Source organism: Sphingobacterium sp. UBA1897 (assembly GCF_002337775.1).
GTDB lineage: Bacteria > Bacteroidota > Bacteroidia > Sphingobacteriales > Sphingobacteriaceae > Sphingobacterium > Sphingobacterium siyangense.
The window spans coordinates 151517-177428 of record NZ_DDGR01000031.1; the positions used below are offsets into that span (position 1 = coordinate 151517).

Below are 25912 nucleotides of genomic sequence, written 5' to 3' on the forward strand. Positions count from 1 at the left end.
ACGGAGAGATTTACTACCTATGATGTTCTTATTGTATAAATCAAACTAAAAGCTTGTTGGATTGTTAATAGTGAACATTTTGAAATAAAATTTGTATAATAACATAATTATTGCTAACTTTTTTCTGTATTTTTTATTTTATTACATATTTATATAATATTGTTTTTATAATTATTAAAATGATAGCTTTTTCAAATGGATACCAAAAATAAATGTACGGTTGTCTACGCAGATGATGCGCTGATTCATCATGTGTTGATGCGAGCTATGGCTCAATCTCATTTATTGGATTTGGTTTATTGTGCTTCCAATGGTAGGGATTTAATCGACTACCTCGATGAAAATGAGCACGAACTTCCTGAAATATGTATATTAGATCTGCATATGCCTGTATTAAACGGGATAGAAACGGCAAAAATCATACGGGAGAGGTTTCCCTCTATTCGAATATTTGGGCTGACATCAAGTAGTGATGAAAATGAACGGATGGAATTGCGGGACGCTGGGGCAGAAGAGATCTTTTCGAAAGAACAGATGCCACTATTAATGAAACAACTTGCTCCTAGCATATAGCTATAAATAAAGAAGAGGTCTAACAGATGTTAGGCCTCTTCTTTATTTTCTAAGGCATCCTTGAATTTAAGAAGTCTAATCCAGGATGGACATTTGCTTAGATCTTTTTTCCATAATCCAACATGGATAAAACTTGTGCTCAAGAAACGTTGTACGTCGAAGACCTGCATATCTTGCTGTATTTCTAACGATTCAGGCAAGTCTTTGGATTGAAAATATTGTTGTAATTCTTCTGGAGTCATATCACAAAAATAGCGTTTTAAATCCTTATCTCCAACCTCCTCCGAGTGCCCGGTACAGATCCACAAATGCATCTAAATGCTGTTGCCTTAACTCGACCAGATCGAGGTCACTGTTTAGGGCATTGCTTTGCGCTGTAATCACCTCTAAATATGTGGCGTAGCCACTTTTAAAGAGTAAACCCGCGTTTTTGACGGCAAGATGTGCATTATCGACTCTTTCTTTGGCCAAAGACAATTGCTCCCGTTGCTTGTCGACCGTGACCACTGCATTAGAGACTTCGGCTACGGCTTCCACGACCTTTTGTTGCAATTGGATTTCGGCTTTATCACGTTCCAATTTAGCTACCTCATACTGTGTTTTCAAGGTTTTGTTTTTGAAAATAGGTGTAGTCAAATTCCCGGTTATTCCACCGAGCAATGCCCCTGGTATATTGAACCAATTTTTAGGGAGCATACTATTTACCCCCAATACACCGCCCACGGTCAATGAAGGGTAACGCATGGCCTGTTGGATATTGGCATTCGCATTGGCTGCCATCAATTGAAATTCAGATGATCGGATATCTGGTCTATTACGCACAATTTCGATCGGGGAACCGAGGGAGATGTCTTTGCTTTCAGCGAAGAGATGCTCGTAAGAAGTGCCTCTTTTGATGCTATCGGGTAATTTTCCAGTAAGCGTCTGAAGCGCATTTTCCTGGATGACAATTTCCTTTTCGATTTCGGGGACGAGGGATGCCGCCAATAGGCGCTGTGATTGTGTTTGTTGGATCGCCAAGGCGGTGATCTCACCCGCTTCATATTGGAGCTTGATCATACGCAGCGTACTATCGTTCAATTGGACGTTACGTTTAGCAACCTCGATCTTGGCATCGAGCATCAAGAGATTGAAGTAACCTTTTGCGACAGCAGTTATGATAGAGGTTTGTATCGCATTTTTTGCCTCCTGTGTATCCAGATACTCGGCTAACAGCTGCTCCTGTTTGCTACCTATTTTCTTCCAGATATCTATTTCCCAGCTAAAATTAATATCGGAACCAAACATAGATTGATACACGAACATATTTTGCGGTGCTGTTTCACCTTTGTGATCATAATATTTGGTCAGGGGACCACTACCAAAGTCTTTCGATCGCCAGGTACGGTTTCCATTGGCAATTGTCGCATTTACACTCGGCAGATAATTGGCTTTGTTCTGCGCCAAAACTCGGGTTGAAATCTGCAGGTTGAGCAATGCTGTCTTCATTTCAAAATTATTCGCTAAGGCAGAATCAATCAATAGTTTCAATGTGGGATCGTGAAAGAAGGATTTCCAATGGATCAGTCCCATACTGGAGGTGTCTCCGAAATAATCCAGCGTATCGCCACGAAAGTTTTCGGGAAGTTTGAGTTTGGGCTGCACATAATCTTTGCCGATCTTACAGGCATTCATCAGGCCTAAGAGACCAATGATGATCGATATTCCCGAAAGGTATTTTTTTATGTTTTTCATTATTCTTCCTCTTCTTTAGCTAGTTTATCATGTAGTTTTTCATCCAGGCTTTTGAATACGACAAAGAGTACAGGGATGATAAAGATGCCGAATGCTACACCAAAGAGCATGCCGCCGGCGGCGCTGAAACTGATCGAATGGTTACCGATCGCCGAGGGACCAACCGTCCACATCAAGGGTACCAGGCCAGCAACAAATGCCAAACTGGTCATCAAGATTGGCCGTAACCTAAGTTTTGAGCCGTTAATGGCAGCTTCGACGATACTTTTGCCATTTTTACGCTCCTGCACGGCAAATTCGACGATCAGAATAGCATTTTTGGCCAAAAGACCAATAAGCATGATGAGTCCTACTTGCACATAAATGTTGTTTTGAAGTCCCACAAGGTTGATCACGGAAAATACGCCGATCAGTCCCACAGGTATAGACAGTAATACTGCCCAAGGAAGAATGTAGCTTTCATATTGAGCGGAAAGCAGGAAGTAGACGAATAGGATACTAAGCGCAAAAATCAATATCGTCTGTGAGCCGGATTGACTTTCTTCATAGCTCATGCCCGTCCATTCAAAACCGTAATTACCCGGAAGTTTGTTGTCGGCCAACTTTTGGATAGCCTGCATCGCATCATCTGTACTATAGCCTTCCGCGGGTGTAATATTTACTGCAATTGCATTGTATAGATTGTAACGCGTGATGGTTTCTGGACCCACAGTCTTTTCTAAGGTCAATATGGTGTTAATAGGCACCATTTCGCCTTTACTGTTGCGCACAAAAATTGAATTGAAGGATTCGGGATCTTTGCGGAAGTCGAAATCTGATTGGACATAAACACGGTATTGGCGACCAAACCGATTAAAATCGCTCGCCTGTACACGCGCAAAATAAGATCGGATTGTGGACATGAGATCTTTGATCTCAACTCCCAGGGATTTTGCCTTTACGGCATCGATATTTACTTCATACTGAGGGAAGTTTGATTTAAAACTTGTGTAAGCACTTCGTATTTCCGGTAAGGTATTGAGCTGGTTGATAAAGGTATCTGCAATGGTGTTAAAATCCCGAATGTCACCACCCATTCGATCTTGAAGAACCATTTCAATTCCGGCAAAGTCGCCAAAACCCTGTACGGTAGGGCGGGGGAACACCGTAAACGTTGCTTCATTAATCTGGGATAGATCATGCCTGATGGTATCCATAAATGCATTAATATTTTTGATGTGCTCGCGTTTGGCATGTGGTTTTAAGGTGATGTAACCAGCGGCAAATGCCGGGCTTGAGCTTCCGTCCAGGGCATTAAAACCAGAAACTGTTGTCATTCCATTGATGTCCTGTCTTTTCTTTAAAATACTATCGGCACGATGAAGAACCTCAGTTGTTCGGCTCAATGAAGCGCCGGGAGGGAGGGCAATGTTGTATGTGATAAATCCATCATCCTCTGTCGGAATAAAACTTTTAGGTGTTTTAATCATAAACACAATGCCAAGTGCTGTAATTAAAATTAAGCCTGCCCAGGCTATTTTCTTATTCTTGATCAGTATTTCTACAATCGAGACATAACGGGCGGTCAGTCGATCAAAAGAGGTATTGAATGCTTTAAAGAAGCGATCTTTAAATTGATTGATTTTGCCGTTTTTTTGATTGGTATGCTGTTGCGGGGCTTTCAGGAGTAGCGCACATAGGGCTGGACTTAACGTCAATGCATTGAGTGCTGAAATCAGAATCGCTGTTGCCAGGGTGTAAGCAAACTGGCGATAAAAGATACCTGCTGGCCCTTCCATAAATCCTACAGGCAAAAATACAGCAGCCATGACCATGGTTATGGACAGGATAGCTCCCGTAATTTCGGACATCGTCGATAATGTAGCGGCTCTGGGTTTCATTCCTGTGCTGTGCATTTTTTCGTGGATGGCCTCAACGACGACAATGGCGTCATCCACTACGATTCCAATGGCTAACACCAGGGCAAACATCGTGAGGACATTGAGCGAAAATCCAAAAAGCTGCAGAAAAAAGAAGGTTCCCACCAATGAAACCGGGATTGCAATTGCAGGGATCAAGGTGGATCTAAAATCTTGCAGGAAGATAAAGACAATAATAAATACCAGGATAAAGGCTTCAAAAAGGGTGTGCTCAACCTGGTTGATCGATTCATCGATCTGGTCACGTACAGAGTAGGTCACCTCATAGTGTATGCCTTTTGGAAATGTTTTGGATTGTTCCTCGAGAACCTTTCTGACGGCAATATCAATATCATGGGCGTTGGAACCACTGGTTTGTGTTAAGTTGAGTGTAAGACCGGGATGTCCATTTACCTTATTGTCGCTGCTTAGATTTGTAGCACCGAATTCGACGCGTGCCACATCTTTTAAATAGAGCACGGAACCGTCGGTGTTGGTTTTGATCACAATACTCTGGAATTCCTCCGGAGTGGTGAAACGCCCTTTATGACGGATCACTGTTTCGAAAGCTTCATCTGAGGTTTCTCCAAATTTACCGGGGGCAATCTCAAAGTTTTGATCTTTTATAGCATTGGTGACATCTTGTGGGACGAGGTTATACAGGGCTAGTTTTTCGGGATTCAACCAAAGTCGCATCGCATAATCCCTTGCTCCCAAACGGGAAACCTGGGCTACACCATCAACACGCAGCAAAGGCCGCATCAGGTTAATCTGTGCATAAGCCTGGAGAAAGGTTTCGTCGTAGGCACTATCCTGATGATCAGAGTAGAGATTGATGGTCATAATGACACCCGTTTGCCGTGGCATGACCGTGATTCCGGCCTCATTTACTTCTGCGGGAATGGAACTGATTGCTTTGGAAATCCGTGTCTGTACGTTGACCGAGGCAATATCAGGATTGGTACCTGTCTTAAAATAGACCGACACACTTCCCGATCCTGAATTGGAGGCAGATGACTTGATATAGGTCATATCCTCTACACCATTGATGGCTTCTTCGATAGGTAGTAAAACGCTTTTTGCTACAGTCTCGGCATTAGCTCCCGGATAACTTAGTGAAACAAGCACACTTGGTGGTGCAATTTCTGGAAAACGCGAGACAGGCAGAAGTTTTAGCCCAACTAAGCCCAAGATTACCAGGATAATGGAAACCACCGTGGCTAATACAGGCCTATTTATAAATGTTTTTAGCATATATATGGAATTTTAAACACGCTACATGAAGTGTACAGTATGTCTGACACCTTGTAGCATGTAAAAATGATAGATAATTATTTCTGTAAAATCGGGGTTACTGGTGAACCGTCGGTCAATTTGTCAAATCCACTGGTAATAACGCGATCGTTTTCCTGTAGTCCTGAGTAGACGATATAATTGTTTTTACTTTTGCCTGTCAGTTGGATATTTCGTTTTTGTGCTTTGTTGTTTTGGTCCAGTATATACACGAAGGTTTTATCCTGCAATTCATTGACTGCAATCTGCGGGATTTGAAGAACGTCTTTTTTAACCTCTGCAATTTTAAGTGTACCACTACTTCCGGACCGAAGTATATTGTCGTGATTTTGAAATGTCGCACGCAAGGAGATCGCACCTGTAGTACGGTTGATCTGACCATTGACGGCATCCACTATACCTTTTTTTGCATATTCTTCGCCATCCGCAAGGACGAGCGTAACTTCGGGAAATACAAGCTTCTGATTCTGGTTGTATTTTTTCCCTTCCAAGCTATCTTTTTTTGCCTGTGCTTTGGAAAAATAAAGAAAGTCAGATTCATTCATGGAGAAATAAACATAGACTTCCTGGATATCTGAAAGATAGGTGAGGGGTTCTTTATCACCTTTTGAGACCAGATTCCCGATACGTTTTGGGATCCGACCAATGTAACCGCCTACCGGAGCGGTGATAACCGTAAAATCCTTACTGATCTGAGCGGAACGTACGGCTGCGATGGCCTGATCCAGTGTCGCCTTGGCTACCTGATAATCTGATTTGGCCGAAGCCAACCTGACATCGGAGATAACGTCGTTTTGAACCAGCGGCTTCAATCGGTCGACTTCGAGCTGTGCATTTTTAAGTTTGGCTCTGGCGACCTGCTCTGTAGCAACCATGTTATTGAGATTTTCCTGATAAGTAGAGGGGTCTACTTTGAACAGTTTCTGGCCTTTTTGAACAAAAGAACCTTCATCGATATAAATTTCCTGAAGCAGTCCTTCGACCTGTGGGCGGACCTCAACGTTAACTTTACCTTCTATGGTGCCCAAATAATCCTTGATGGTGGTAGCATCTGATTTAGTGACGGTATAGACGGGCAAGGCCACGTTTTTTTCTTTGGTTTTATTTTCTTTTGAAGAACTTGAAGAACAACTTACCTGTGTGGCTAAGGCTGAACAAATCAATAGGGATACTTTAAAAATAGATAATGTTTTTTTCTTCACAATGCTTGATTAATTTTTACGATATATGTGTTGGGTAATATGAATATTACAATATAAACGCCAAATAGTTTAATTATTGTGAAGATTAACATTTGTTAACATCTCAAATTTTAGTTAATAACTGTTCAATTATTAATCAATAATAATGTTTAATAGTTTTAAGTATTTGATAGTTATTGTTTTATAGAGAGGAGTGCATCATATTTTCCCGCCAAAGGAAAATATGATGTTGCTTGCATTGTACCTTAGAATTTAAGGTGCTTCACGGTCAATCCGTTATTGATAAGCTGTTTTAAAGCATCAATACCTATACCGATATGTTCTTCCACATATTTTGCTGTAACGGTTACATCACTGACCGAAGTTTTTACTCCTTCTGGCACCATCGGTTGATCTGAAACTAGCAGTAAAGCACCTGTTGGAATCTTGTTGGCAAATCCGACGCTGAATATCGTTGCGGTTTCCATATCAACGCACATGGCACGGATTGATTTTAAATATTTTTTGAAAGCTTTGTCATGTTCCCAAACCCGTCTATTGGTGGTGTATACCGTTCCAGTCCAGTAATCGCGTTGGTGATCCCGAATTGTAGTGGATATGGCCTTTTGCATGGCGAAGGCAGGTAATGAAGGTACTTCTGGTGGAAAGTAGTCATTAGATGTTCCCTCGCCGCGGATAGCGGCAATTGGAAGAATCAATTCACCTACAGGAATTTTTTTCTTGATACCCCCGGTCTTACCCAAGAATAGAACGGCTTTTGGTGCAATTGCTGATAATAGATCCATAATGGTTGCGGCCATTGGACTTCCCATTCCGAAATTGATAATGGTGATACCTCCGGCAGTGACGGATTGCATCGGTTTGTCTTCCCCGTAAATAGGAGCATTATCATGCATTTCAGAAAACAGGTGGATATATTTTGAAAAGTTCGTTAAAAGGATATACTCCCCAAACTCTTCCAAAGGCCTTCCCGTATAACGGGGAAGCCAGTTGTTCACGATTTCTTCTTTGGTTTTTAAACCTGGTGTGATCGGACTATTTACGGTATTCTTTGCACTTCTCTTTGTTGTCATAGTCATTAAATTTAATTTCTTGAATCTCTTATCTTCCTGTCAACATTCCGTTATGGCTATGTTATTATTGTAATATAAGATTTTTAATTCTTTTCTAAAAAAAAATCCCGTTCAGCGAACGGGATTTTTTTAAGCGACTTTAAGCTTTTTTAAATCGGACTTTTCGAATTTTTTCTTCGCATAGTCCAAGGTAATTTCTAATGCTTTCTGTCCCGTTTGTTCTTTTGTTGACGGAATCTCAAACATGGCATCCAGCATAATGGCTTCGCATATGCTGCGGAGGCCACGGGCTCCAAGTTTAAATTCGTCAGCTTTATCAACAATAAACGTATATACGTCAGGATCAAATTTTAGTTCGATACTTTCGTATTCAAACAACTTCTTATATTGTTTTACCAATGCATTTTTTGGTTCAGTCAAAATGCTCAGTAAAGTTTCCTTATCCAATGGATTTAAGTAAGTCAATACAGGAAGACGGCCAATTAACTCTGGAATTAAACCAAAGTTCTTTAAGTCTTGAGGTGTAATATACTTGTATAGATTGTTCAAGTCAATTTCCTCTTCGTCTTCGTTCATTTTATAACCTACTGTTTGCGTGCGCAGACGGTTTGCAATTTTCTTTTGAATACCGTCGAATGCACCACCACAGATAAATAGAATATTACTTGTATTGACTGCGATCATTTTTTGATCCGGGTGTTTACGGCCGCCTTGCGGTGGAACGTTTACAACCGTACCTTCTAAAATCTTCAATAAAGCTTGCTGCACACCTTCACCCGATACATCTCTTGTAATAGACGGATTGTCGCTTTTACGTGCGATTTTATCAATCTCATCGATATAGATAATACCGCGTTCTGCAGAGGCTACATCATAATCTGCTGCTTGCAATAAACGTGTTAATATACTTTCTACGTCTTCCCCTACATACCCTGCTTCTGTCAATACAGTTGCATCCACAATACAGAAGGGGACGTTGAGTATCTTGGCAACAGTTTTTGCAAGCAAGGTTTTACCTGTACCTGTTTCACCAACGATAATCAAATTGGATTTTTCGATTTCAATCTCGTCTTTATCCACTTTCTGATTTAAACGTTTATAGTGATTATAAACTGCTACTGAAATTACTTTTTTCGCATCATCCTGACCGATTACATATTGATCCAGGTGAGTTTTAATCTCCAAAGGACGGATCAACTTTAAAGCAGTCTGTAAAGTTTTACTTTTTCGTTGTTTTAATTCTTCTGCCAAGATTTCGCCTGCCTGCTGGATACATCTGTCACAGATGTGTGCTCCGTTGCCTGCAATAAGCATCTGGGCTTCATTTTTGCTTATGCCACAAAACGAACAGTGAATGTCTCTATCGTTATTCTTTGCCATTGTTATTTAATAATCTCCTTCTTAGGAAGTAAAATCTCGTCAATCATACCGAATTCTTTGGCTTCATTGGCTCTCATCCAGTAATCGCGATCTGAAGATTTTTCTACCCATTCGTAAGTTTGTCCAGAGTGATCTGAAATAATGGTGTATAATTCTTCTTTCAATTTCATCATCTCACGTAAGTTGATTTCCATATCGGCAGCAACTCCTTGTGCACCACCGGAAGGTTGGTGAATCATGACGCGTGAGTGACGTAAGGCTGCACGTTTGCCTTTTGCACCAGCAACTAAAAGAACAGCTCCCATAGACGCAGCAATACCTGTACAGATCGTCGCTACATCTGGTGTGATATATTGCATGGTATCATAAATTCCTAGTCCAGCGTATACGCTTCCACCTGGTGAATTGATGTAGATTTGGATATCACGTTGTGCATCGGTAGATTGTAGGAACAAGAGCTGTGCCTGAATAATGTTGGCTACCTGATCATCAATACCGCTGCCTAAAAATATGATACGGTCCATCATCAAACGCGAAAACACATCCATTTGAGCAACGTTCAATTGACGTTCTTCAACGATGTAAGGTGTAAGGTTTGTTGGAATGCTTGTCTCTGTACGAGCAATGAAGCTATCAACATGTTGGCTTCCAATACGGTGATGCTTTACTGCATATTTTCTGAATTCGTTTTTATCTATATTCATCTTTTTATTTTTTCTATTCTGTAGGACTAATATAAAACTATATTTTAAAAATCAAATAAATTGAAAAGATGTTTTACATCTACTTTACATTTTTTCGGTGATCCCCTTTCAAGACTTGGGGGACACTGTATGTCCGGATTAATTCTTTATCTATTTCATGCATAGCTCCTTAGTCAATTTCGTTGTAGTTGGGGAGGTCTTCCAAAAATTCGTAAGACGCGTTGATAAAATCAATTTTACAATAGTAATGATTCATGCCATTGCTCACTAATAGGTATGGTATACGATGAACCGTATTATAATTTGCAATTTGCTCAAATACCTGTTGGGTGATTTTTATATGTGGCGCTTTAAACTCGGCTAACACGACCTTATGCCCGCTACTGTTGTAAATCAATAAATCACTTCGTTTCTGAAGGTTATTTAATTTCAATCCGCCTTCAATATGCATCAGTGATTTGGGGTAATTTTTCATGAGCGACAAATAATTGATCCAATGTTGTCTAACCCATTCCTCCGGTGTTAATACCAAGTCCTTTTTTCTGAGCTCATCAAAGATGTAAATCGCATTGTTCTTCTTGGATATTTTAGCTTTAAATGGCGGTAAGTTCAGTGGAGTCGGTGAAAACATACACAAATATACTAAAATATTAGCAAAAGAAATAAATTCGTCAAGTCCGAAGGATGGTGTTTTTTTGACTAGTCTGATTTTTTAGGCCGGGGGAAACCCGAGGTCTGTATTTATGATGCGATTACTTAGCGAGATGGTGAAAGTTATGTTGCTAAATGTTCATGGCATTAAATCAATAGTTTAATGTAATCGCGATACATGAGTCAATTATAAAAGCGTAATTTTACGGAGTTACTCGGTTGAATTGCCATTAAAATCGTAATTTTGCTTCGCATAAAAAGCCCATGGTCGAACTCGAAAGACATTTTGATATGTGGTGACATGGGGGTATTTTAGCCTTCGCAGATGGCTTGGATACCGAAAACAAATCTGGGCAACTGATCTATTGCGGACGAATAAATAGACTATATATATGAACATAAATCCGATCTTATCCGATATTAAGAACAGGTCTTTTAAACCAGTGTATTTATTGCAAGGGGAGGAGAGTTATTTCATTGATACCATTGCCGACGCTTTGGAAGCAACCGTATTGAATGATGCGCAGAAAGGCTTTGATCAATCGATTTTTTACGGAAAAGATATCGATATCTCTACGATTGTCAATGCAGCAAAGAGGTATCCTATGCTAAGTGACTATCAGGTGATTATTATCAAGGAGGCACAGGAGCTAAAATGGAAATCGGATACGGAAGAACTGTTGACTAAATACCTGGAACATCTTACACCGACAACCATTCTTGTGTTTTGTTTTAAACATGGGAAATTTGACAAACGCAAAAAGATCTATAAGGTCTTTGAAAAAAAAGGACTAGTTGTTGATGCTGCCAAACTATACGACGATAAGGTGGGCCCTTGGATTGGAGCTTATGTGAAAGATGCCGGCTGGCGCATTCATCCGCAAGCGACGATGATGATTGCGGACTATCTCGGTAATGATCTGTCCAAAGTGTCCAATGAACTTGACAAGCTCATGCTTAATGTTCCAAAGAGTCAAGAGATCAGCATGGAAGATGTTGAACGAAATATTGGTATCTCCAAAGATTATAATGTTTTTGAATTAAATACTGCATTGGCTAAACGTAATGCCCTAAAAGCTTATCAGATCGTTGATTATTTTGTGGCCAACCCCAAAAATAATCCGCTGGTAATGGTCATTGGACAAATTGCCACCTACTTCACGAAGATTCTCAAATACCATTATCTGATCGACAAATCGGTCGCAGCAAAAGAATTGGGGGTACATCCTTTCTTTTTGAAAGAATACGAGCTTGCTGCAAGAAATTACAACCGGCGGAAAACTTTCGATGTGCTCAATGTATTGAAGGAGACTGATTTAAAATCTAAAGGTGTCAATGTGCCGAGCAATTTCAATAGTGAAGAGATTTTAAAAGAAATGATCTATCGGATACTTAACTAATCCCATCCAACAGCAAGAACACCAGAAATGGTGTTTTTTTTTACACAAATTTAATAATTAAACACTTGTTTAAATTAAACGTTTGTTTAACTTTGTCGCGCATTTAGCGAGAACGTATTTTATAATCGCTATGAATATGCGATTGTATCTTTAAAAGATCGAGGTTTAAAATGGAATTTAACGAGAAACAGATTGATATTCTGCTTGCAGCAGAGCGTCTTTTTGCAACAAAAGGATTTGATGGGACTTCCGTTCGTGATATCGCCAATGAGGCGAATGTGAATGTTGCGATGATCAACTATTATTTTGGATCAAAGGACAAGCTACTGGATACGTTTTTTGAATGGCGTGTTCCTGATTTTATGATCAATGTGGATGAGTTGGCGCTTGTCGATAATGCGTTGGATAAAATTGACGCTATGGTGGATAAATCGTTTAAGTCCATGAACTCGCATCGTAAACTGTATCATATCATCACCATTGAAAGTTCGTTAAAACAACGCATGCTGATCTCGGAGGCTTTTCGCAAACTCAAGCTGCACAATCTTGAAGTGATATCGTCTGTTATCAATGCGGGGGTAGAACAGGGTGTATTCAAAGCGGGTTATGATCCCATCTTGATCCACTCCATGATGATGGGCGTATTTATGAATTTTCAGATGAATCATTGTTTTTTACAGGATCAGTTGCATATCGATAACGATGAGGACTATGCAAATTATATAGAAACAACTTTAACAGAATTTATACAGAAAACAATTAAAGCTTTATTGACATATGAAAAATAAGTTGGCCAATTTGAGTGCTTTATTGCTTTTAAGTCCTATGGGTCTGTTGGCGCAAGACAACAAACACATGACTTTGGAAGAGATAATTCACTTGGCCGCAAATCAAAGCGTGGAAGCAAAGTCTACCGATACGAAGATATTGGGGAGACAGCTCGAAGTCGAAACTGCCAAATCGAAACAGCTTCCTGATGCAAAATTGAGTGGACAATACATGGCTATGACTACTCCAAATGTGAATTTAAAGTTGGCTTTAGGTGAAGGGGGCTCTGCTCCGGATATTGCTGCAAACCAATTGTGGTTAGGACAGGCTTCGGTGAGCATGCCAATCTATACAGGTGGACGTATTAAAGGGGGAATTAATATTGCAAAAGATGTATTAAAAGCCGAGGAATACAACGCTGTAGCAAGTAAAGAACAACTGGCTATACGTGCAGTAAATCTTTATTTAAGTCTTTATAAGGCTCAGCAAACCAACTTGTTGATTGCTGAGAATATCAAGCAGTCTGAGCAGCGTGTTTCGGATTTTAAAGCGATGCTTGACAATGGTTTGATCGCGCGTAACGACCTGTTAAAAGCAGAACTGCAGCTTTCAAATTATCAGGTTTCGCTTCAGGAAGCACAGAAAAATATCAAGGTGCTGAATTATCAATTGGCTAATTTTTTGAAAATTGATGAGGATACGCAGTTGGATCAGATCAATCTGGCTGAGGTGAACGGTGTTGATTTGGGTTTAAAAGCATCTTATGACGCTGCGAAAACCTCGCGTTCTGATGTGAAATCTTTGGAGTCACAACGGTTGGTTGCAGAGGACCAGTTGAAGGTAACAAAAGCATCTACATTGCCACAGGTTTCTGCAACGGCAGGTTACAATGCTTTTGGTTTGCAAAAAGTGGTTACCGTAACAAATGCGGCCATGGTAGGTGTAGGTGTATCCTACGACATCGGTTCACTTTATAAAAACAAAAGAGAAGTGAATGTTGCGAAAAATCATATCCGGGAAATTGATGAGCACATTGAATTATTAAACGATAAGGTGAAAGTGCAGGTTCAACAGGCCAATGAAAACTATATGCTGGCACAAAAGCAGGATGTGGTTTACCATCAGGCGGTGGATCAGGCAGTTGAAAATTATCGTATTACAAAAGATAAGTACGATAATGGTATCGCGGATACGGACGATTTGTTAACGGCCGACGTACAGCAGCTTCAAAGCAAGATCAATCTTGCGATCAGCAAAGCAAATACCATTGAAAAATATTACGACCTGCTGTTAGCAAATGGGTCTTTAAACATTAAATAGCAATTAATCTAGACATGGAAAATACAGTAGAAAACGCACCTGAAAAGAAAGGTACAAATAAAAAATTCACAATTATTTTGGCTGCATTGGTCATCTTCGGAGGAGCCTATGGTGCTTATAAATATATGCACGGTCAGGCGCATGAAACGACAGACGATGCGCAGGTAGAGAAAAATATGAGTCCGATCATTCCACGTGTTGGTGGGTTTATCTCGAAAGTGTACGTAAAAGATAATGATTTGGTTAAAAAAGGGGATACGTTGTTCACCATTGAGAGCCAAGATTATCAGGTTCGTGTGGATGAAGCGCTAGCAGCCTTGGCAGCAGCTCAAAGTAGCTTTGATGTTTCGAAGGCAGATGTATCTGCATCTTCGGCGAATGTAGCCATCTCGGATGCAACGATCCAATCTAATTTGGGCAGCATCGATGCAGCACGTATTCGTGCTAAGCAAGCGAATAATGATTATATCCGCTACCAAAACTTATACAACAATCAGTCAATTACGAAACAACAGTATGAGCAGGCATTAACAGCGAAATTGGAAGCTGACAAGCAGGTTGAAATTTTGCAACAACAACGTAACGCCAGTGCTTCACAACGTAATGCAGTCGTGAGTAAGACTACAGTAGCTTCAAAGCAAACTTCTGTTGCTGAGGCAAATATAAAAAGAGCGAATGCGCAACTTGAAGCGGCTAAATTGAACCTTTCTTATACTGCAGTACTTGCTTCTGTGGATGGCCAGGTATCGAATATCAAGGTACAACCAGGGCAGATGGTCAATCCAGGTCAATCTTTGTTCTACATTGTAGATAATATTGAAACTTGGGTCGTTGCTAACTTTAAGGAGACGCAATTGGAAAAAATAAAACCTGGACAAAAAGTCGGTATTAAAGTGGATGCTTATCCTGCTATTGAGTTTGAAGGCGAGGTAAACTCTTTCTCTCCAGCCACTGGTTCACGTTTCTCTTTATTGCCTCCAGATAATGCAACGGGTAACTTTGTAAAGACTGTTCAGCGTTTACCCGTAAAGATCAAATTGACAAAAGACAATAAAGCAGAAAATGTGGCTTTGCTCAGACCGGGCATGAATGCTGACGTAGATGTGCATGTTAAATAACTATGGAAAATTTAAATCAACAAGATAGTCTGGTTGAATATGGTTTTCGTCGCGTTGTAATCACGATTACAGCGGTGCTTTGTGCGCTGTTGGAAATTGTGGATACAACGATTGTCAATGTGGCCCTGAACGATATGAAAGGTTCATTGGGGGCGACGCTGACGGATGTCGCATGGGTTATCACAGCTTACGCAATTGCCAATGTAATTGTGATTCCGATGACCAGCTGGTTGTCCCAACAGTTTGGGCGTAGAAATTACTTTGCGGCTTCTATTATCATATTCACAGTATCTTCATTTTTGTGCGGTAATGCAACCAATATGTGGGAGCTTGTTGCATTTCGCTTTATACAAGGGATGGGTGGGGGAGCCTTACTGGTTACAGCCCAGACTATTATCACGGAAAGTTATCCCAAAGAAAAACGTAGTATGGCCCAAGCTATCTACGGGATGGGCGTCATTGTTGGTCCTACATTAGGGCCGCCGTTGGGTGGGTACATCATCGATAACTTCTCTTGGCCTTATATCTTTTATATCAATGTGCCGCTTGGCATTATTGCGACCTTGTTGACCTTATCTTTTGTACGCAGTCCTAAATACAGTCAAAAGCAGTCTGCTAGGGAAGTGGATTGGTTCGGTATGATATTTTTGATCATGTTTATTGGTTCACTTCAGTTTGTATTGGAACATGGACAACAGGATGACTGGTTTGACGATCCTTTGATTTTAGGCTTATCGATTTTGTCTGTCTTTGGATTACTGTTTTTTATATGGCGGGAATTGGTGTACGATAAACCGATTGTTAACCTGCGTGTATTGAAGGATAAGAATTTACAGGTGGGTGTGGTGATGAGCTTTATTCTTGGTTTTGGCTTGTTCGGATCGACCTTTATTATTCCCATCTATACGCAGTCGATATTGGGATGGACCGCAACAGATGCTGGTTTGCTCTTGTTACCGAGTTCGATTATGACCGGTATCATGATGCCTTTTATCGGTAAGATGATCCAAAATGGTGTTCCTCAGAAGTATATGGTTGCTTTAGGGCTATGTATCTTTTTTGGCTTTTGTTTTTGGATGTATAGCCTCATGACAAACGATACAGGTTCGGAGCATATGTTTTGGCCATTGATTCTCCGCGGAGTTGGCCTAGGATTGTTGTTTGTGCCTGTTATGACACTGTCTTTATCAACGTTACATGGTAAGTCAATCGGTGAAGGAGCTGCTTTTACTGGGATGATGCGTCAATTGGGTGGTTCATTTGGAATTGCTTTGATTACGACATTTATCGCCCGTGATAGCCAAAAACACCGTGTTGATCTGGTGGCTAATTTAGATCCAAGTAAGTTTGATGTGCAACAACGGGTGCAGCAATTGCAGATGAGTTTTCAGGCGAAAGGTTTTTCACCTAATGAGGCTTTGGCCAAAGCGCATCAAATATTGGACTTGAGTGTGATGAAACAAGCAACAGTGCTATCTTACATGGATGTGTTCCTGTACCTCGGGGTTGTCTTTCTGATTTGTGTCCCTTTTGTATTGATGATCAAACAGGGGAAAACACAGATCGATATGTCCAGTGTACATTAATATTGGATTCGTCTGCTGCGCTGTTATTATAGTGCACCATCAGTGAAGAATAATTTATCGTTCAATCAGAAGTCCTCAAAAGTGTTTAACTTTTTGAGGACTTCTTTTGTGCACGTTCTTTTGTGGTAGAAAATCACGTTGAGTTGGCGTTTCTTTTTGAGTTGGCTTTTGTTATTGTCGGGACGTTAGAAAGCATACATTTTTGTCCATTGAAAAACCTGATTTAAAATTGATTGTTTAATAATAAAGAGCTTGGAAGAATTGATCTTTTGGCATCAGAAAAGACGGTTCTTGTTGAATTGCGATTAAGGTAGATTTTTTGTCTTCAAAATAGCGACTGCATGTATACAGAAAAACTTAATTTTTTGGCGTTTATCATTCCCTTATTTTTAATCTTGATGGTGTTGGAATATTGGTATAGCCTCAAAAAACAGAAACGTTTTTATTCTTTTGATGAATCGATCTCAAATCTCAATGTTGGTATCGTCGAGCGTATGTGTGATATGTTTTCTGTTAGTTTGTTTTACTTTTTTTTCGTTTGGGTGTATCAAAACTTTGCGATATTTCACATTGAAGCGAATGTTTGGACCTGGGTTATACTTTTTCTATTTACAGATTTTCTCTGGTATTGGTATCATCGGTATAGCCATGAAATAAACTTGTTGTGGGCAGCTCATGTTGTACATCACCAAAGTGAAGATTATAACTTTACCGTAGCAGCCCGGATCACCATATTTCAAGCCGTTTTCCGTTCGTTATTTTGGGCTTTTATTCCCCTTTTGGGATTCCCTCCATTTATGATGACCGCTATTTTGTTGATTCATGGCGTATATCCATTTTTCTCCCATACGCAGACCGTAGGAAATTTGGGGATTTTGGAGCGTGTATTTGTAACGCCATCTCACCACCGGGTGCATCATAGCAGCAATGAAATCTATTTGGATAAAAATTATGGAGATATCCTGATTATTTGGGACAAGCTATTCGGAACATTTATCCCGGAACAAAAAGAAGAACCTTGTGTCTATGGACTCACAAAGCCCATTCATCGCTACACTTTTCTATGGCAGCATTTTCATTATTTATTTGAAATTGGTCTATCATTTAAGCGGGCCGAAGGATTTAAAAACAAAATGCGGACTATATTTGGTAGGCCTGACGATATACAGCCTGAAATTCGAGAAGAACTGGAAGAGCGCATATTTGCAGGAGCTAGGCCACAAGTTCATGCACAGGTATTAAGCCGCTATATCTTTTTTCAGTCCATGCTGACGATGCTCTTGCTTTTCTTTTTTTTGCTTTATGGTAATTATCAGCAACTCATACAACTCCTTATTGGCGGAGGATTTATTCTCTGTAGCGTCATTTGTATTGGGGGACTTCTAGAACATGAAGACTGGGTTTTTCCACTTGAGATGCTTCGGCTATTCTTATTACTACTGTATATCAGTCTAACTTTTTATTCAGCATTGGGGCTTGTTTTGGTAGGATGTTTCGCTTTGATTCAATTGATTTTTTATAAAACGTTAGCAGGTCACTATAAAAAAGTTTTGCGTCTTGAAAGATGTTGAAAAGTGCTTTCTGGAGAGCCATTCCCTCTAAATGATAGATGCGGTCAAATCTATGAAGTGTTACTGTCAATTATTGGTCTGCTGCTGTAACTAAGTCCGCAAATGATTGACAATAGGATCTGGCCATAATATCCCAGCTATATTGTTTTAGGGTATTTTGTTTAAATTGTAGGCTCAGGCTTTTATAATGGACTGGATTTGCTAAAATGGCTTGAAGTTGTTCGATCCATGCATTTTGGTTTTTGCTTGCCAGGAGCAGGCCATTGCAATTATGTGTTACGGCGCTTGTAATTCCTTCTAATTCGGCGGCCACAACAATGGTGCCTGCTGTAGAAGCCTCCAAACAGACGAGCCCAAAGCCTTCCATATCTCCGGGCACTTCAATATTGGGCATCAAGAAGGCCTGTGCGTTGGTCAAGAGGCTTTGCAGTTGTTCGAATGGGACTTTTCCAAGATGTTCAATTTTTTCGGGGTACGCTTTCAGTAATTTTCTGATCTCCCCCTGATCGGTCGGAAATCCGAGGAATAAGGTGATTAAATGATTTATCTTTTTGGGTATAAGCTCCAATAGGCGTTCTTTCCATGTAGGTTCGTGATCGAATGGACCTACCATCAGTAATTTGAAATCACCCTGGATAGCGGGAATGACATGTTTCATCAACCACGAGAAGCCCTTCCGTTTAACAGGGCGTCCCAAAGTGATAAAATAGGGCTTGCTTTGGCAGGCTGATTCATTGTTTGCAGTGGAGTGGTGTATCGGATCTACACCGTTGGGTATAACAATAATTTTGGATGGATCGATACCACGTAACTGGGCGGCGTCGGCGGTAGCTTGGCTAACCGCAATAAGCTGATCAAATGTATTAAACCGCGGTATGATCTTACGTTGAAAATAGCGAAAGGGAAATACAATATCCAGTCCGTGAAGCGTGGCAACTCGTTTTAAATGGGAATATCCTTTGTGAAAAGAGGCTAAAGACGCAATTAAACCATCATTAAAGTGAATAAGCTTGATGCCGGGGTTATCGTTAATTTTGGCTAGAATTCGGCGATTCAGCTGGAAGAAGAAAGCTAAAAGAGGTTCCCGGTTGTCATAGACTAAGGTGTGTACCTTCAAGTAAAGAGCCGCAGTATTGATCAGTTCAAAGCTTTGTTTTTCCATACCGCCAACACTTGGGGGATATTTGTGGCTGACAAATAGTATTTCTATTTCAGATGGATACATGTACTGGTTTCCTTTTGATGCATAGATAAAATATAAAACCCAACGCTACCCAGGTGAGCTGTCGGCCGCGACGTAATAATGAAGCACTGAGCCAAATACTACCCCCAGTAATACCGATCATATGGAGTAGGAGCTTATTGGCGATTTCTTCAATACCCAGTTGCCCTGGAATAAAAGCACCGATGCTTTTCAGCACAATGACACTCATATCTACTATTAAACCATGTATTGGTTGTACTGCAACACCCAAAAATTTTAGAATATAATAGAATTCAAGGCTGCCAATAATCCAATGTAGTGCAAAAAGTAAGTAAGAATACCAAAAAACCTTATTTTGATGCCGATAAAAGTCTTTTACGTTCCAAAGTAGTGACTGAAAATGCGCTATTGCTTTTCCAAAAAGTGTTGCTGTTGAAGCCTTGGTTTGCGAGGGACTTTTTGCAACCATTAACCAATAAAATATCAGGATCATCAAAAGGAACAAAAATAGACAGATAATATATATTACCGGGCCTGCGTAGCGTATAATTTCATTTTTTAAGGGAGAAAATACCAACCAAAGCATCGCAATCAAAAAGAGTGTCAATTGAGACAGTACGGCGGTAATACGGGATATTGCAACTGAATTCAATCCTTCTTTTAAGGGAATGTCATAACGGGTTATCAATTGTGCCTTTAATAAATCACCACCTATAATGCTTGTAGGGTTGAATAGTCCAACGGTTTCCCCGATTTGACGGATGGCAAAGAGTTCGATCAGATTGACCTTCTTTTTTGCGGAGCCCAAGCATATCCACCAAGCTAATGTGCCAACAAAATAGGCCGCGAAAGTCGTAAACAAAATAATTATAAAGCGATAACCAACGGAGGAGAGCTCTTTTTTCAAGGCATTTAAGTCGCTTTTCGCTAAAAAGACAGTGATGGACGCCAGAATCAAAAATAGAAAAATACCTTTGATGAGTTGGCTTGGGTTTGTTAGTTTGCCCATGCCAAATCGACTTCCTGTGTTTTGTCAATCAATAGTTCAATGTCATTAAAATAGCACCCAGATAGTCTATTCCAATCCAGTTGTCCGACATAGGATAGACCTTCATTGATGAGATTCTTTTTTAGGCTCATGTCAGAGAGAATTTTTTTGAGGTAGTAAACATATCCAGCTGCATTTTCAGGTTGACACTTAAATCCATTTTTCCCGTGCTGAATCAAGGAAGCCGAACCCCCACCATCGGCGATAACACAAGGAAGTCCGGATGCCAATGCTTCGACAACGACATTTCCGTACGTTTCTGAGACCGACGGAAAAACAAAGGCATCTGCCGAAGCATATAGAATTGCAAGCTCATCATGGCTTTTCTTTCCTAAGAAAATGGCATTAGGCATCTCTTGCATTGCAATTATTTTGGCTGTTCCTTCACCGACAACAATGAAATTATAGTCAAGATTCTGAGCTTGTATCTGTTGATAGATTTCAATAAGCGTTTTAATATTTTTTTCCCAGACGATACGACTGACAAAGAGGATTGTTGGTTTGTTATTCTTTGTGATAGTCTGCAGCTGAGATAGATTCTTTTTATTGGGGTTAAACAAGGCTGTGTCTATTCCTCTTTGCCACAGTTTTAATCCTTCTTGTTGTAAGCCGATCTGCTGTAATTCGTTTAGAATAGATTTGGTGGGTACATAGACAATATCACATTTGTTATAAAAGTTATTCATTGCTTTTTTCATCCATTGTTCAGTTGGCTTGACTAAGGGGAGTATGTTTTTGAAATAATAGGCAATGTATGAAATGAAGTGTGTATGATATATCGTAAGGACAGGAATACCTTTTCGTTTGGCATAATTTAATGCAAAAAAGCCTAAAAGCGAAGGCGTTGCAATATGGATCATGTCGGGAGCAAATTTATCTAAGGCGAGCTCAAGTTTCTTTTTAATAAGCTGAGGAATAGCGAGACAATAATCGTCGTTGACCGGTATTTTGAACGTGGGTACCTTGTAAGAATGAAAATTGCGAAATTGCGTAGGGCCGCCACCATAAATAAAAAAATAGTTGAATTTCTGCTGGTCTATACGGTTTATTAGCTGAAACATTGTCCGTGATGCACCGTCAAAATCCTCGACGAGTATCTCTGTAAAGAAGGCTACCTTTCTCATGTTATTCTTATTAGGGGTTGTATAAAAATAGCTGAAAGCTGTAACTCCTATGCTATGCAGGTATTAACCTTTTGTCATTATAGTGTTTATAAATTATTAGTTTTTAATAATTTGTGCATAATTATTAAAAATAGAATTAATTGAATATGATAATAGAGCTAATGTTGGCGCAGTAGCTTTGGAGTGAACGAAATATTCAATCCATGCTATTAGATCTATTGTTCGAAAAAAAAATTAGACCTAAGGGTTTTCGAAAGATTGTCATCTTATTTATTTGTGCGTCTGCGGGTGTTATGCTGGGTTTTAAGTTGAAGCCAAAACAACAGCCAAAGCTCAGTAATGCTGTGTATGCAGCTATGCCGGAAGCGACTTACGGAAAGCTAAATTTGTTAACGTACAATATAGCTGGCCTTCCTGAATTGATTTCCAGTGCTGTAACCGAGCGGTCTTCCAGTATTACGTCGATCGGCAATCGGATCAATGGGTTTGATATTGTCAATGTGCAGGAAGATTTTAACTACAACAAGTTCCTCTACAGCGAAAATAAGCATAGCTACCGAACGGCAAATATGGGTGGGGTACCTTTTGGGGACGGACTGAGCACACTTTCAAAATATCCTATTGTTGAGTTTGAGCGGGTAGGCTGGACTGATTGCAATGGCGCAGATTGTCTGACGCCTAAAGGCTTTTCTTATGCTCGAATTCAATTGGCCAAAGAAGTATTTATTGATGTTTATAATGTACATGCGACTGCTCAGGATGATCCGAATGCAACGATTGCCCGGCAGAAGAATATAAATCAGCTAAAGGCCTATATTAAAAAGTATTCGGCTGACAGACCACTTTTGATTATGGGCGACTTTAATGCACATTATGCTTACGAGCTGGATAACATCGGTTCTTTTCAGAAGGACTTAGGTTTGGTAGATGCATGGGTAAGTTTACGCAACAAAGGTAATATTCCTGGGCATCAAGTGAATTTTGAAGCGAAAACAGCATTGGAGTTGACAGAGGATTGCGAAGGTATTGATAAAATTTACTATCGCAATAACCATCATTTGCTATTTGAGGCAAAGAATTATCAGGTTCAAAAAAAGCTTTTTCAAAACGAAAAGGGACAGGATTTATCCGACCATTGTGCGGTGTCCTTACAATTAGGTTGGCGTGTTGTCAAACCTTCGGTTCAGTAAAGTAAAACTTTCTCAATTCTTTCATATCAATCGCGATTAGCACTGAACCCCTCAGTGCTTTTTTATTGTGCATCAAAAAAGCCCCATAAAATGAATTATGGAGCCTTTATTAAATTGGGATAAATTATCTTATTTATACATTTCTTCACGTTGTGCTTTCACCACATCGCTATTAATGTATTCATCGTAAGTCATCAATTTGTCGATGATACCTTTCGGCGTCAATTCGATGATTCTATTTGCAACAGTTTCAGTCAATTCGTGGTCACGGGATGTGAACAACATTGATCCTTTAAAATCAGACATTCCATTGTTCAATGCAGTGATAGATTCCAAATCCAAGTGGTTGGTTGGTTCATCAAAGATTAGGAAGTTGGCACCTTGAAGCATCATGCGAGAAAACATACAACGCATTTTTTCTCCCCCTGAAAGTACAGATACTTTCTTCATAACTTCTTCTCCAGAGAACAACATTTTCCCTAAAAATCCGCGTATAAATTGTTCGTCTGCCTCTGGGTTAGTTGTATAGTCTCTCAACCAATCGACCAAATTATCACTTTTTCCTTCGAAGAATGCGGCATTTTCAATCGGCATATCGGCAGGAGTGATGGTCACGCCCCATTTGAATTCGCCACTGAAATCGGTGTCTCTACCAGTTATAATATCATAAAATGCTGTCGTAACCAATGAATTTGGACCTAGAACAGCGATTTTATCGCCTTTATTAATCATAAAGGTAATATCCTTGAAGAATACCTCACCATTGACCGTTTTGCTTAATCCTTCGACTTGCAGCGTTTGATCTCCTGGTTCACGATTCATGGTATTGAACATGATGGCCGGATATTTACGGTTGGACGGTTTAATCTCGTCAATATTAATTTTATCCAATGCTTTCTTACGAGAAGTAGCTTGTTTGGATTTGGAAGCGTTGGCAGAGAAGCGACGGATAAATTCCTGAAGTTCTTTCACTTTATCTTCCATTTTCTTGTTTTGATCAGAACGTTGCTTTAACGCTAATTGAGAAGATTCGTACCAGAACGAGTAGTTACCCGTATAGATTGTCATCTTACCAAAATCAATATCCACCGTATGCGTACATACAGCATCCAAGAAGTGACGGTCGTGGGATACAACTAAGACGATTGCCTCGTAACTCGCTAAAAAATCCTCTAACCATGCGATGGTATTAATATCCAAATCATTGGTAGGCTCATCGAGAATCAAAATATCTGGTTTGCCAAATAATGCTTGCGCTAAGAGTACGCGGACTTTTTGGTTACCGTCAATTTCAGAAACTAACTTATAATGTAGTTCTTCTTTAATGCCCAAACTGCTCAATAAAGTTGCGGCATTAGATTCGGCATTCCATCCATCCATTTCAGCAAAAAGACTTTCCAGTTCGCCAGCACGTTCGCCGTCGGCATCAGAGAAATCCTCTTTCATGTAAATGGCATCTTTCTCTTTCATGATTTTGTAAAGCTCTTGGTTACCCATCATGACAGTTTCAAGAACAGTAAACTCATCGAAAGCATAGTGATCCTGACTTAAAACAGACATGCGTTCGCCTGGCGTGAATGCCACTGAACCTGTCGAAGGATCAACTTCCCCTGAGATAATTTTTAAGAAAGTAGATTTACCTGCTCCATTAGCGCCAATAATACCGTAACAGTTTCCAGGTGTGAATTTTAGATTGACATCTTCGAATAGTACACGTTTACCAAAACGAAGGGAGAGATTTGACACATTAATCATGCTGCAAAGATACGTTTTAATATTGTATTTTTAACTATTTACGGTGATCAGTTTCAGGAGAAATTGAAGAGAGTAATGTTGGGGAAATCCACTGTTTTTAGCTTCTTTGGCAAACCTGTATGCGCTGAAATTTCAATGGATGGAGAGGATCTTTGAAATGAAGCGTGAAATCCAGCAATGTGTGCAAATAATGAATTAATAAATTATAAATATTGTGCTGGTGATTTAAATTGGCTTCTTTTTTGTGGACAAGAGCTGAAATGAAATCAATTATGAAAAGAAATAGAATAACGGGTGTCGTTATACTTGCAGTTGCTTTTTTATTTAATATCCAAGGAGCCTCGGCTCAATTTGGAGGGCTATTGGATAAGGCAAGCAAAGCCGTTGCTTCCAAGGGAAGCAAGGTACTTGGGCTGGATAAACTTTTAAAAGAGCCCGAAGCGATTAGTACAAGTTTTGAAGATGTAAATAGGAAGGGGGAGCAAATGCCCGATTTTCAAAATACGGCTGTTTATAAACCTTTACAAAATTTGCAAAAGAATGGCAATGATGGTTACTTATTGGAGGCTGGACATTTTGAAATGACCAATAAGAGCTATTGCTTGAAAGCGGGTACTTATGCGCCTTCGAAAGGTGATGGATATATGTATGCACCTACATTGGGCAAGAAGAGAGACGTGGTCATTGCAATTTTGAAAAGCGCTGAAAAGCACCCTGAAGTTGCGCAATCAGACATACAGATGCTATTGTGGACGATCATTGCGAAGACAAAATTTATTGATTATTCGGGCCCGGTGAAAGAGACAGCCTTAAAATTGCTTACAGCTGAACAAATTTTACATTTGGAAGGTGGTGCACTCGGCGTTTTGCCATTTGACGTTGTCCAAAAGGCAAAAGACCAGATGCCACCGGCAGTACAGACAATCTTTGAAGCAGAAAATAATATTCGGCAGCTCGTTTCCTCAGGAAACTATTCGTACGCTGATTTTGAACAATATGCGATCTTAGCTGGTATGGCTGAGCCTCGTACGGACGTGCCAAGTGGTATTTGGACGCTTCATCCTGATGGTTATTATGTTCGTTATTATCCAAGTGGTTATGCGGTTACCAAAGTTCAGGTGTATGTCCCTCAAGAACTGATTACAAAGTTGAATGGTAAGAAGCTTGTATACGATGCAACAGATGATATTGCCTGTCCGGCAAATACGGGGTCGCAACGATTAGCACAAACGAATGAACCGATTCGTGATTAATATGTTGATTCATTGAAAGTTTGATGGGAAGTGAAGGGGATGTGGAAGGAAATTTAATGAATAAGGG

General features: G+C 40.0%; 21 protein-coding genes. 9 read left to right on the forward strand and 12 right to left on the reverse strand.

Features of this window, described 5'->3' with window-relative positions; genetic code table 11:
* Positions 1 to 195: 195 nt before the first annotated feature.
* Positions 196 to 573: a response regulator gene (locus B4N43_RS21350; RefSeq protein ID WP_088162127.1), complete on the forward strand. Its 378-nt coding sequence runs from the start codon at positions 196 to 198 to the stop codon at positions 571 to 573.
* A gap of 29 nt (positions 574 to 602) precedes the next feature.
* Here the strand turns inward: B4N43_RS21350 and B4N43_RS21355 are convergent, their stop codons facing one another.
* From B4N43_RS21355 to B4N43_RS21390, 8 genes are all read right to left on the reverse strand, one after another.
* On the reverse strand, positions 603 to 815 hold the full coding sequence (locus B4N43_RS21355; RefSeq protein ID WP_120332699.1) for a DUF6965 family protein: 213 nt from the start codon (positions 813 to 815) through the stop codon (positions 603 to 605).
* A gap of 25 nt (positions 816 to 840) precedes the next feature.
* Positions 841 to 2307 carry an efflux transporter outer membrane subunit gene (locus B4N43_RS21360; RefSeq protein WP_088162125.1) on the reverse strand — a complete coding sequence of 489 codons (1467 nt, stop codon included), beginning with the start codon at positions 2305 to 2307 and terminating at the stop codon, positions 841 to 843.
* Positions 2307 to 5459, reverse strand: a complete 3153-nt coding sequence (locus B4N43_RS21365) for an efflux RND transporter permease subunit (RefSeq protein ID WP_120332700.1) — start codon at positions 5457 to 5459, stop codon at positions 2307 to 2309. The genes B4N43_RS21360 and B4N43_RS21365 overlap by 1 nt, the downstream gene beginning before the upstream one ends.
* 77 nt (positions 5460 to 5536) lie before the next feature.
* Positions 5537 to 6700, reverse strand: coding sequence for an efflux RND transporter periplasmic adaptor subunit (locus B4N43_RS21370; RefSeq protein WP_232475553.1), 1164 nt, complete (start codon positions 6698 to 6700; stop codon positions 5537 to 5539).
* 245 nt (positions 6701 to 6945) lie between these two features.
* On the reverse strand, positions 6946 to 7779 hold the full coding sequence (locus B4N43_RS21375) for an AMP nucleosidase (RefSeq protein WP_198385934.1): 834 nt from the start codon (positions 7777 to 7779) through the stop codon (positions 6946 to 6948).
* A gap of 123 nt (positions 7780 to 7902) precedes the next feature.
* Positions 7903 to 9153, reverse strand: coding sequence for an ATP-dependent Clp protease ATP-binding subunit ClpX (clpX, locus tag B4N43_RS21380; RefSeq protein WP_286736140.1), 1251 nt, complete (start codon positions 9151 to 9153; stop codon positions 7903 to 7905).
* Positions 9154 to 9155: 2 nt separating this feature from the next.
* On the reverse strand, positions 9156 to 9857 hold the full coding sequence (gene clpP, locus B4N43_RS21385; protein WP_046674530.1) for an ATP-dependent Clp endopeptidase proteolytic subunit ClpP: 702 nt from the start codon (positions 9855 to 9857) through the stop codon (positions 9156 to 9158).
* 169 nt (positions 9858 to 10026) lie between these two features.
* Positions 10027 to 10488 carry a type I restriction enzyme HsdR N-terminal domain-containing protein gene (locus tag B4N43_RS21390; protein ID WP_075993269.1) on the reverse strand — a complete coding sequence of 154 codons (462 nt, stop codon included), beginning with the start codon at positions 10486 to 10488 and terminating at the stop codon, positions 10027 to 10029.
* A gap of 412 nt (positions 10489 to 10900) precedes the next feature.
* Here B4N43_RS21390 and holA point away from each other — a divergent pair, with 412 nt between their 5' ends.
* From holA to B4N43_RS21420, 6 genes are all read left to right on the forward strand, one after another.
* The gene (gene holA / locus B4N43_RS21395; protein WP_088162120.1) at positions 10901 to 11908 is read left to right on the forward strand and encodes a DNA polymerase III subunit delta; all 1008 of its coding nucleotides are present in this window, start codon (positions 10901 to 10903) and stop codon (positions 11906 to 11908) included.
* Between the two features lie 170 nt (positions 11909 to 12078).
* Positions 12079 to 12696, forward strand: a complete 618-nt coding sequence (locus tag B4N43_RS21400) for a TetR/AcrR family transcriptional regulator (RefSeq protein WP_075993267.1) — start codon at positions 12079 to 12081, stop codon at positions 12694 to 12696.
* On the forward strand, positions 12686 to 13996 hold the full coding sequence (locus B4N43_RS21405; RefSeq protein WP_120332703.1) for a TolC family protein: 1311 nt from the start codon (positions 12686 to 12688) through the stop codon (positions 13994 to 13996). Before B4N43_RS21400 ends, B4N43_RS21405 begins: the two co-directional genes overlap by 11 nt.
* 14 nt (positions 13997 to 14010) lie before the next feature.
* The gene (locus tag B4N43_RS21410) at positions 14011 to 15114 is read left to right on the forward strand and encodes an HlyD family secretion protein (RefSeq protein ID WP_088162118.1); all 1104 of its coding nucleotides are present in this window, start codon (positions 14011 to 14013) and stop codon (positions 15112 to 15114) included.
* A 2-nt stretch (positions 15115 to 15116) separates the two neighbouring features.
* Positions 15117 to 16700, forward strand: coding sequence for an MDR family MFS transporter (locus B4N43_RS21415; protein WP_120332704.1), 1584 nt, complete (start codon positions 15117 to 15119; stop codon positions 16698 to 16700).
* A gap of 341 nt (positions 16701 to 17041) precedes the next feature.
* Entirely contained in the window at positions 17042 to 18271 is a 1230-nt protein-coding gene (locus B4N43_RS21420) for a sterol desaturase family protein (protein WP_286736141.1), read from the forward strand.
* A 70-nt stretch (positions 18272 to 18341) separates the two neighbouring features.
* Here B4N43_RS21420 and B4N43_RS21425 read toward each other — a convergent pair whose 3' ends face one another.
* Genes B4N43_RS21425 through B4N43_RS21435 form a run of 3 tightly spaced genes read right to left on the reverse strand, consistent with a single transcriptional unit; the run spans position 18342 to position 21647 of the window.
* The gene (locus B4N43_RS21425) at positions 18342 to 19433 is read right to left on the reverse strand and encodes a glycosyltransferase family 4 protein (protein ID WP_286736142.1); all 1092 of its coding nucleotides are present in this window, start codon (positions 19431 to 19433) and stop codon (positions 18342 to 18344) included.
* A gap of 49 nt (positions 19434 to 19482) precedes the next feature.
* Complete coding sequence (locus tag B4N43_RS21430) at positions 19483 to 20484, reverse strand: lysylphosphatidylglycerol synthase transmembrane domain-containing protein (protein WP_286736144.1); 1002 nt, start codon at positions 20482 to 20484, stop codon at positions 19483 to 19485.
* Positions 20472 to 21647 (reverse strand): glycosyltransferase family 4 protein, encoded by a 1176-nt coding sequence (locus tag B4N43_RS21435; protein WP_120332706.1) that lies wholly within the window; start codon positions 21645 to 21647, stop codon positions 20472 to 20474. Before B4N43_RS21435 ends, B4N43_RS21430 begins: the two co-directional genes overlap by 13 nt.
* Positions 21648 to 21850: 203 nt before the next feature.
* On the opposite strand from B4N43_RS21435, the gene B4N43_RS21440 reads away from it, so the two are divergent.
* A complete protein-coding gene (locus tag B4N43_RS21440) occupies positions 21851 to 22837 on the forward strand; it encodes an endonuclease/exonuclease/phosphatase family protein (RefSeq protein ID WP_088162113.1) in 987 nt (328 codons plus the stop codon).
* Between the two features lie 129 nt (positions 22838 to 22966).
* Here the strand turns inward: B4N43_RS21440 and B4N43_RS21445 are convergent, their stop codons facing one another.
* On the reverse strand, positions 22967 to 24592 hold the full coding sequence (locus B4N43_RS21445; RefSeq protein WP_088162112.1) for an ABC-F family ATP-binding cassette domain-containing protein: 1626 nt from the start codon (positions 24590 to 24592) through the stop codon (positions 22967 to 22969).
* A 272-nt stretch (positions 24593 to 24864) separates the two neighbouring features.
* On the opposite strand from B4N43_RS21445, the gene B4N43_RS21450 reads away from it, so the two are divergent.
* Positions 24865 to 25845, forward strand: a complete 981-nt coding sequence (locus B4N43_RS21450) for a hypothetical protein (protein ID WP_201669144.1) — start codon at positions 24865 to 24867, stop codon at positions 25843 to 25845.
* Positions 25846 to 25912 lie beyond the last annotated feature (67 nt).

Excerpts from the sequence above, each read along its gene's own strand:
- B4N43_RS21350 (WP_088162127.1), top strand. The coding sequence starts at position 196 with ATGGATACCAAAAATAAATGTACGGTTGTCTACGCAGATGATGCGCTG.
- B4N43_RS21355 (WP_120332699.1), bottom strand. The coding sequence starts at position 815 with ATGACTCCAGAAGAATTACAACAATATTTTCAATCCAAAGACTTGCCT.
- B4N43_RS21360 (WP_088162125.1), bottom strand. The coding sequence starts at position 2,307 with ATGAAAAACATAAAAAAATACCTTTCGGGAATATCGATCATCATTGGT.
- B4N43_RS21365 (WP_120332700.1), bottom strand. The coding sequence starts at position 5,459 with ATGCTAAAAACATTTATAAATAGGCCTGTATTAGCCACGGTGGTTTCC.
- B4N43_RS21375 (WP_198385934.1), bottom strand. The coding sequence starts at position 7,779 with ATGACTATGACAACAAAGAGAAGTGCAAAGAATACCGTAAATAGTCCG.
- clpX (WP_286736140.1), bottom strand. The coding sequence starts at position 9,153 with ATGGCAAAGAATAACGATAGAGACATTCACTGTTCGTTTTGTGGCATA.
- clpP (WP_046674530.1), bottom strand. The coding sequence starts at position 9,857 with ATGAATATAGATAAAAACGAATTCAGAAAATATGCAGTAAAGCATCAC.
- B4N43_RS21390 (WP_075993269.1), bottom strand. The coding sequence starts at position 10,488 with ATGTTTTCACCGACTCCACTGAACTTACCGCCATTTAAAGCTAAAATA.
- holA (WP_088162120.1), top strand. The coding sequence starts at position 10,901 with ATGAACATAAATCCGATCTTATCCGATATTAAGAACAGGTCTTTTAAA.
- B4N43_RS21400 (WP_075993267.1), top strand. The coding sequence starts at position 12,079 with ATGGAATTTAACGAGAAACAGATTGATATTCTGCTTGCAGCAGAGCGT.
- B4N43_RS21405 (WP_120332703.1), top strand. The coding sequence starts at position 12,686 with ATGAAAAATAAGTTGGCCAATTTGAGTGCTTTATTGCTTTTAAGTCCT.
- B4N43_RS21410 (WP_088162118.1), top strand. The coding sequence starts at position 14,011 with ATGGAAAATACAGTAGAAAACGCACCTGAAAAGAAAGGTACAAATAAA.
- B4N43_RS21415 (WP_120332704.1), top strand. The coding sequence starts at position 15,117 with ATGGAAAATTTAAATCAACAAGATAGTCTGGTTGAATATGGTTTTCGT.
- B4N43_RS21420 (WP_286736141.1), top strand. The coding sequence starts at position 17,042 with ATGTATACAGAAAAACTTAATTTTTTGGCGTTTATCATTCCCTTATTT.
- B4N43_RS21425 (WP_286736142.1), bottom strand. The coding sequence starts at position 19,433 with ATGGAAAAACAAAGCTTTGAACTGATCAATACTGCGGCTCTTTACTTG.
- B4N43_RS21430 (WP_286736144.1), bottom strand. The coding sequence starts at position 20,484 with ATGGGCAAACTAACAAACCCAAGCCAACTCATCAAAGGTATTTTTCTA.
- B4N43_RS21435 (WP_120332706.1), bottom strand. The coding sequence starts at position 21,647 with ATGAGAAAGGTAGCCTTCTTTACAGAGATACTCGTCGAGGATTTTGAC.
- B4N43_RS21440 (WP_088162113.1), top strand. The coding sequence starts at position 21,851 with ATGCTATTAGATCTATTGTTCGAAAAAAAAATTAGACCTAAGGGTTTT.
- B4N43_RS21445 (WP_088162112.1), bottom strand. The coding sequence starts at position 24,592 with ATGATTAATGTGTCAAATCTCTCCCTTCGTTTTGGTAAACGTGTACTA.
- B4N43_RS21450 (WP_201669144.1), top strand. The coding sequence starts at position 24,865 with ATGAAAAGAAATAGAATAACGGGTGTCGTTATACTTGCAGTTGCTTTT.